Below are 7320 nucleotides of genomic sequence, written 5' to 3' on the forward strand. Positions count from 1 at the left end.
GGCGACGTGGGGGACGTCGTCACGGGCGGGTGGACCTGGGCGGGTGGCGGTGCGACGGGCTGCGAGGGCGCTGGGCCCGCGGCGGCGCTCGTCGCCACGGGCACCTGCGGGGTGTCAGCCACCGGCACCTGCGGGGCGACAGCCTCGGGCACCTCGTCGTCGACGCTCACCCCGTGCTCACGGACGAGATCGGCCAGCCCGCCGTCCCAGCCGGCACTCACGTTGCGCAGCTTCCACGCACCCTGGCGCCTGTAGACCTCGAGCAGCACGACGGCACGCTCGGTCGTCAGCCCCTCGACGGGGCACTCGAGAGTCTCGGCGCCGGCCTGGACGCTGACACCGAGCCCGTCGATCGCGGCGAGCGACCCTGAGGTCCCCTCGTCGAGCGCCACGGCGACGGCGACGGTCGCGACGTCCTGCGGGACACCTGCGAGCGACAGGGTCAGCCGGTCCCCCGCGACCAGGCGCAGGGCACCCTCGACCGAGGCGGGCTGGTTGAAGAACACGAGGTCGTGGTCACCACGGACCCGCCCGGCGTCGGTCAGCTGGAAGGCCATGAGGTCGACGGTCCCGGTCTGGGCACCCGAGACCGCGATGCTGAGGTCCGTCGAGCCCAGGGTGGTGTTCGCGCCGCGTGCCAGTCTCATGTTCTCCCCGTCCGGTGTGGTGACCAGGCCATGATGCCCTGACCGCCGCTCGAGCCGCACGCTGTGGGACGGAGCACCTGGGAGCCGGGCACGGCAGCGGTGATCCGGGAGGGACCTGCTCGCCGCAGACCTTCGTCGCGTCGACGTCCTCGCCACCCCGGGCAGCTGGGGACTACGACCTGTCACGGACCGCCTGGAGCGGGAGCAGGTGCGAGATGTCGGCGCGGTCGCCCGAGGCGCTCACCCGGCCGTCGGTCACGGCGTCGTGCCACGAGACGAGACCGCACGCAAGACCGAGCCACGTCTCCGGGTCGGTCTCGACGACGTTCGGCGGTGTGCCGCGGGTGTGGCGCGGCCCCTCGACGCACTGGACGGCGCCCCACGGCGGGACCCGGACCTCGACGGCGTGACCGGGAGCCACGTCGGCGATCTCCTCGAGGGTGAACCTCACAGCTGTGGTCACGGTCGCCCGTGCTGCGTCACCTGATCGCCACGACGCCACGGCGGTGCGGCCCACCGCGGGGTCGGTGCGGCGTCGGACTGCCATGCGTCACCCTTCGTAGGAGAACCTGATCTTGCGGTCCTCGATCGAGACCTCGGTCAGCTCGACCTCGACAGACTCCCCGAGGGGGAGGTCGCGCGAGCCGCTCGTGACAGTACCCCGGACCGCCGGGTCGTCGACGACGACGAGACCCTTGCGCGGGTCCTTGGCGTCGACGTCGACCACGACCCCGCGGAAGCTCTGCCCGACCGCCCCTGTCAGCAGCGCGGCCTCGACGATGTCGATGCTCGCCCGCTCGAAGGACGAGGCGCGCTGGCCCGAGCGGGACATGGTCTTGGGGAGGTCGTCGAACGCCTCGACGACCCACGACGGCACGGCCGCCGCCCCGCCGCCCGAGGACAGCGCGAGGCAGATCTCGGTCGTGTACCTGTCGACGAGCCGGCGCAGCGGGGCTGTGACGTGGCTGTACTCAGCCGCGATCGCGGCGTGCTCGGAGCCTTCGGGGACCGGGCCCTGGAAGGCGAGATAGCCTGCGCCGCGGAACAGCGACGTCGCCTCGTTGAGGAAGGCCGCGTCCTGCGGGATGCGGGAGTCGAGGGTGCCGAGCAGCTCCGCATAGGGGACCTCGGCGGGCCAGTCGATGCCGATGGCCAGCGCCGTGCGACGCAACCTCTCGACGTCACGCGGGTCGCTCGCGGGGAGGGTGCGCAAGATGCCGATCTCGCCAGCACGCATGAGCGAGGCCGCCGCGATCCCGGTGAGGAGCGAGATCTGGGCGTTCCAGCCCTCCGCGGGCAGGACCGAGCGCAGCTCGATGCTGTAGGTGCCGTCGTCGTGGAGCGTCACGTTCTGCTCGGGGACGTCGATCGACACACCGCCGCGGTCACGCTCGCGAGCCTCGCGGAGCGCGCCGACCTCGCGCAGCAGGACGAGGACCTCGTCGGCCGTCCCGGCGTCGAGGGCGTCCTGCACCTCGGTGTAGGTCAGCTGCGCACGGGACCGGACCAGCGCCCGCCTGACGGTGACGTCGAGGATCTCTCCGCGCTCGTCGAGCTCGATCCGCCAGGCTGCGGCGGCCCTGTCGACGCCGGGCAGCAGGCTCGCGGAGTCCTCGGAGAGGACGGGAGGGTGCAGCGGGGTGCGGCCGTCGGGAGCGTAGAAGGTCACGCCGCGCAGCTGGGCCTCGGTGTCGACGGCACCGCCGGCCTGGACGATGCGGCCGACGTCGGCGATCGCGTAGTCGACCACGTACCCGCCCGCGCCGGAGCGGCTCAGGTGCACGGCCTGGTCGAGGTCCTTGGAGCCTGGCGGGTCGATCGTCACGAAGGGGAGGTCCCGCAGGTCGAGGCGCTCGGCCGCGTAGTCGTCGCGGAGGGCGCTGGCTCGCGCCTCGTCGAGCACCTCGGGCGGGAAGCCCTCGGGGATCGAGAGCTCAGAGCGCAGCCGCGCGAAGGCGACCCGCACCCGCTCGGGGACGGTCGACGCCGGGAGGTCCAGCCGGAGATGACGTGACGGCACCCACCGACTGTACGACGACCTGCGCAGGATGCACCCGGTGGAGACAGGGAGGCACGGCCGAGCATCCCTGTCTCGCCGGACAGGCTCGCGACCTCGACAGTCTCTCGGCGCCGACGCACGATGCCCGCAGCTGGAGAGCGTGCGCTCCCCAGCTGCGGGCATCTGGTAGCCGACGAGGCCGACCGGGGGTCGAGAGGCGGACCTCTCGAAAGGTCTGCCGGTCGCCTCAGACCACGCCGAGGGCGATCATCGCGTCGGCGACCTTGGTGAAGCCGGCGATGTTCGCGCCCGCGACGTAGTTGCCCGGACGGTCGTAGGTGTCGGCCGTCGCGGCGCAGCGGTCGTGGATCCCGGTCATGATGGCCTCGAGGCGGTCTTCGGTGTGCTCGAAGGTCCAGGAGTCTCGGCTGGCGTTCTGCTGCATCTCGAGGGCCGAGGTCGCCACGCCGCCGGCGTTGGCAGCCTTGCCGGGTGCGAAGAGCACGCCTGCGTCCTGGAAGGCCGCGACGGCGTCGGGGGTCGCGGGCATGTTGGCACCCTCGGCCACGGCGAGGACACCGTTGGCCAGCAGGGTGCGCGCGGCGTCGCCGTCGAGCTCGTTCTGCGTGGCGCACGGCAGGGCGACGGTCGCCGGGACGTCCCAGATGCTGCCGCCGGTCACGAGCTTCGCAGAGCCGCGGCGCTCGACGTAGAGGTCGACGCGTCCGCGCTCGACCTCCTTGATCTGGCGGAGCAGGTCGAGGTCGACCCCGGCCTCGTCGAGCACGTAGCCGGTCGAGTCCGAGAAGGCGACGACCTTCGCCCCGAGCTGCTGGGCCTTCTGGATCGCGTAGATCGCGACGTTGCCAGAGCCGGAGACGACGACGCGCTGGCCCTCGAGCTCGAGGCCCCTGGTCTTGAGCATCTCGCGGGCGAACATCACGGTGCCGTAGCCCGTGGCCTCGGTGCGGACGAGAGACCCGCCCCAGCTGATTCCCTTGCCGGTGAGGACACCGGACTCGTAGCGGTTGGTGATCCGCTTGTACTGGCCGAAGAGGTAGCCGATCTCGCGGCCGCCGACACCGATGTCACCGGCAGGCACGTCGGTGTACTCCCCGATGTGCCTGTACAGCTCGGTCATGAAGGACTGGCAGAACCGCATGACCTCGCCGTCGGAACGCCCGCGCGGGTCGAAGTCGGAGCCGCCCTTGCCTCCGCCGATCGGCATGCCGGTGAGGGAGTTCTTGAACACCTGCTCGAAACCCAGGAACTTCACGATGCCCAGGTAGACCGACGGGTGGAAGCGCAGACCGCCCTTGAACGGGCCGAGGGCCGAGTTGAACTCGACGCGGAAGCCGCGGTTGATCTGCACGCGGTTCGAGTCGTCGACCCACGGCACCCGGAAGATGATCTGGCGCTCGGGCTCGCAGATCCGCTCGAGCACGGCGGCGTCGGCGTACTGCGGGTTCTTCGCGAGGACCGGGGCGAGAGAGTCGAAGACCTCACGGACCGCCTGGTGGAACTCGACCTCGCCGGGGTTGCGTCGCAGGACCTCGTCGAACACGGGCGCGAGCTGGCCTTCCATCAGGTGGTTCTCCTTCGTCGAGCGCCGCGGACGGCGGATCTGGGACGCGGGTGCCAGTTGGCGTCGCCAGAGTACCCCCGGCGCGGGAGTGCTCAGGGGGGCCTTTCGGCCGGTGGACAGACACCTCGGAGAGGCCCGCTCGAGCACGTGCGGACGGCCCTGCCCACGCGCCGGCCCACGCGTCTTCCCATGCGTCTGCCTACGGCCCGACCTCGCGGGTAAGGTCGGTCGGGTGCCCACGCTGACCTTCCGCCGCGCGACCGAAGACGACGTCGCAGACCTCGTCGACCTCGTCACCTCCGCCTATCGGGGGGACTCGAGCCGCCAGGGCTGGACCACCGAGGCGGACCTGCTCGAGGGGCAGCGGATCGACGCCGTGCTGCTGCTCGCCGACCTGCGCGCCCCCGACAGCGTCGTGCTGGCCGCTCACCTCGACGGCTCGGACCACGCTGTCGACGGATGCGTGCACGTGCGCCGCACAGGTCCGACGACCGGGTATCTCGGCATGTTCTGCGTGCGCCCGAGCGGCCAGGGTCAGGGCCTCGGCAAGGAGATCATCGCGGAGGCGGAGAGGTTCATGGCCGCCGAGTGGGGCGTCACCACGGTCGAGATGACTGTGCTCGACGCGCGTACCGAGCTGCTCGCCTTCTACGAGCGCCGCGGGTACACCCGCACCGGCGAGCACAAGGCCTTCCCCTACGGCGACGAGCGCTTCGGGCTGCCCCAGCGCGACGACCTGCGCATGGAGATCCTCCGCAAGACCGTCGGCTGAGATCCACCGCACGAGCGCGCCCGTGTGGGGACCGGTGCTCCGCGGGCAGACCGACGGACCCCGGAGCAGGCGGGCAGTCCGTGGGGGGCCTGAGCCGGTCGGCAGGCGCCTCGTCCGCGAGCGTCTCGGTCGACGACCTGCGCCGAGCCCGGTCAGACCGGTGGGAGCATCCACTTCTCGAAGGCGAGCGGGCCGTCTGCGTCTGTGCGCACCACGTGGGTGTCGAAGAGCGCGGTGTACCCGGTCCGCAGGTAGAGCCCGACGGCCTCGGGCTGGCGTGACCCTGTCGTGAGGTAGATGCGGCTGTACCCCGCAGCGGCGGCACGGTCCTCGAGCTCGGTGAGCACGATGCGGGCCAGGCCGCGGCGACGGTGCTGGTCGTGGGTCCAGATGCGCTTGAGCTCGGCCGTCGGTGCGACCGTGCGCCCGTCGGTGCCGCGCTCGGCCTCCGGGTACAGGGAGAACCTCGGGTCACCGAGCTCGGGCTCGACCGAGAGGCGGAACGCGCCGCCCGCGACGGGGGCACCGTCGTCGAGGACCAGGACGAAGTCGCCGTCGGGGGCCACGAACTCTTCGGGGCTGTAGTGGGCCATCTCCTCGCGCAGGACCTCTTCGCCGAGGAGCGACGCGTAGAGGCGCAGGTAGGTGCGCTCGAGGTCGTCGAGGAGGGGCTGGACCAGGGCGTCGCTCATGTGGACCGAGCGGACCTCGAACCCGTGGTGCGGGCCGTCCAGGCGGCCGCCGGCGATCACGCTGTCGGTGCTCATCGGACGCGACACTCCCCGGCGGTGACGGCGAAGGGCACGTCGTTGCCCTCGACGGGCTGCGGGCAGGTGCCGAAGTCGCTGAAGGCGCACGGCATGTCGTAGGCACGGTTGAGGTCGAGCACGACGGTGCCCTCCGTCTCGCCTGCGGTGTCGACGGTCAGCGAGCGCCAGGCCGGGGTCTCCTCCGACGTGTCGGTGAACAGCAGCGAGGCGCTGCCGGGTGCGTCGCCGACGAGGCGCAGGGTCACGCTCTGGCCGTCGCGGGCGAGGTCGACCTCGCCGGTGACGGTGACCTCGTGGCTGAAGCCGGGCTGGGCTGCGCCGACGACGGCGGGCTCGGGCTGCGCGTACCAGCGGACCGGGGCCTCGAGCACCCAGGACGGGTCGTAGTCGAAGGTCGGCACGCCTGTGAAGCCTGTGGCCATGGGCGCACGGGGGTCGCGGACCCGCAAGATCGGTCGACCGCTGCGGATGCCCGCCTCGACGGCGACGTCGCCGGGGACGATCGCGGCGATGGTCGAGCCGGCCGTGGACACGTCGACGGAGTGGACACCCTCGAAGGGCTCGTCCTCGACGGCGCGCCCGGCGCTCGTGTCGCCCGCGCGCAGACCGTCGGCGGCCGTGACCTCGACGTGGATGCCGTGGCGGTCCGCCCACCAGCGCCCCGGGAGCTGCTCGTAGGCCGTCGGGACGTCGGTGAGCTGGTGGAGTGCGGTGAGCGTCAACCAGCCGTGGTGCTCGGCCAGGCCGGCGTCGCGCTCGGCGCGCCACGCGACCCAGAGATCGCGGGGGCTCGGCGTCGCGGTGCTGCCCGCGTCGCCCGGCGCGGGGCTGGTGCTCGTCGTCATCCCACCATTCTGCCGCTCCGGACCGCGCCGCGAGGGCGTCCAGAGTGTGGGACTCAGCACAGCGGAAGGGCTCCTCCACGCCTTGTTCACAGGCGAGGGCCTGTGCCTCTCACCCGCTCTGTGGTAGGCAGGATGCGGCATCAGACGCAGAGAAGAGACGACGTGAGCACCGACCCTCAGGGTTCGACGCACAGATCGACGGACAGCTCGACGCACACAGCGGCACAGAGACCGACGCCCGAGCCGGCGCAGGGACCGGCGGAGAGATCCGCGCAGGGACCGCGCCACGGCACGCCGGTCGACGACGCGAGCCCGCGCACCGGCCGAGGCGGGCGCTGGGGTGCCGGTGCAGCGAGGACGAGCGTCGTCGCCCGTCCTGTCGGCCTCGTCGTCGCAGCGGTCGCCGGGCTCGCCGTGGTCTCGACGGGGATCGCGATCGGGGCGGGTTCACCTCCACCCACGGCCGGGAGCCCTGCGGGGGTCGTGACTGCCGCACCGACGTCCGCGCTCCCGGGCGTCGCGTCGACGACGGCGCCGGTCGACGCACCCGACGGTGACGCGCCTGTGGGCGACCCTGAGGACGCACCGACGGTCGACCTGCCCCCGTCCGCAGAGCCACCGGTGATCGAGTGGGACGACCTGCCCGAGCCGGCTCAGCCTGACCCGGCACCCGAGCCCGTCGCGACCTTGCCTCCCCTGCCC

The 7320-nt window shown here is 72.3% G+C and carries 7 protein-coding genes and 1 pseudogene; 2 read left to right on the forward strand and 6 right to left on the reverse strand.

Annotated features, from left to right (window positions below; translation table 11 throughout):
- The 4 genes from HZZ10_RS18710 to gdhA form a co-directional block, all read right to left on the reverse strand.
- Window positions 1–647, reverse strand: a 647-nt coding sequence (locus HZZ10_RS18710) for a TerD family protein (protein WP_179914670.1), incomplete at its 3' end; no start/stop codon positions are given.
- 172 nt (window positions 648–819) lie between these two features.
- Window positions 820–1194, reverse strand: a complete 375-nt coding sequence (locus HZZ10_RS18715; RefSeq protein ID WP_056127572.1) for a sterol carrier family protein — start codon at window positions 1192–1194, stop codon at window positions 820–822.
- 3 nt (window positions 1195–1197) lie between these two features.
- Entirely contained in the window at window positions 1198–2667 is a 1470-nt protein-coding gene (locus tag HZZ10_RS18720; RefSeq protein ID WP_179914671.1) for an RNB domain-containing ribonuclease, read from the reverse strand.
- Window positions 2668–2893: 226 nt separating this feature from the next.
- Window positions 2894–4231 carry an NADP-specific glutamate dehydrogenase gene (gene gdhA / locus HZZ10_RS18725; RefSeq protein WP_179914672.1) on the reverse strand — a complete coding sequence of 446 codons (1338 nt, stop codon included), beginning with the start codon at window positions 4229–4231 and terminating at the stop codon, window positions 2894–2896.
- Between the two features lie 232 nt (window positions 4232–4463).
- Between gdhA and HZZ10_RS18730 the strand changes: the two genes are divergently transcribed.
- Complete coding sequence (locus HZZ10_RS18730; protein ID WP_056127565.1) at window positions 4464–5003, forward strand: GNAT family N-acetyltransferase; 540 nt, start codon at window positions 4464–4466, stop codon at window positions 5001–5003.
- A gap of 152 nt (window positions 5004–5155) precedes the next feature.
- On the opposite strand, the gene HZZ10_RS18735 is transcribed toward HZZ10_RS18730, so the two are convergent.
- Complete coding sequence (locus HZZ10_RS18735; protein ID WP_179914673.1) at window positions 5156–5770, reverse strand: GNAT family N-acetyltransferase; 615 nt, start codon at window positions 5768–5770, stop codon at window positions 5156–5158.
- Window positions 5767–6618: a DUF1684 domain-containing protein gene (locus HZZ10_RS18740; protein WP_179914674.1), complete on the reverse strand. Its 852-nt coding sequence runs from the start codon at window positions 6616–6618 to the stop codon at window positions 5767–5769. The genes HZZ10_RS18735 and HZZ10_RS18740 overlap by 4 nt, the downstream gene beginning before the upstream one ends.
- Before the next feature lie 162 nt (window positions 6619–6780).
- Between HZZ10_RS18740 and HZZ10_RS18745 the strand changes: the two are divergent.
- Window positions 6781–7320: pseudogene (locus HZZ10_RS18745) on the forward strand (hypothetical protein); the annotation flags it as partial.

Source organism: Sanguibacter inulinus, from assembly GCF_013415325.1.
GTDB classification, from domain to species: Bacteria; Actinomycetota; Actinomycetes; order Actinomycetales; family Cellulomonadaceae; genus Sanguibacter; species Sanguibacter inulinus.

Excerpts from the sequence above, each read along its gene's own strand:
- HZZ10_RS18715 (WP_056127572.1), bottom strand. The coding sequence starts at position 1,194 with ATGGCAGTCCGACGCCGCACCGACCCCGCGGTGGGCCGCACCGCCGTG.
- gdhA (WP_179914672.1), bottom strand. The coding sequence starts at position 4,231 with ATGGAAGGCCAGCTCGCGCCCGTGTTCGACGAGGTCCTGCGACGCAAC.
- HZZ10_RS18735 (WP_179914673.1), bottom strand. The coding sequence starts at position 5,770 with ATGAGCACCGACAGCGTGATCGCCGGCGGCCGCCTGGACGGCCCGCAC.
- HZZ10_RS18740 (WP_179914674.1), bottom strand. The coding sequence starts at position 6,618 with ATGACGACGAGCACCAGCCCCGCGCCGGGCGACGCGGGCAGCACCGCG.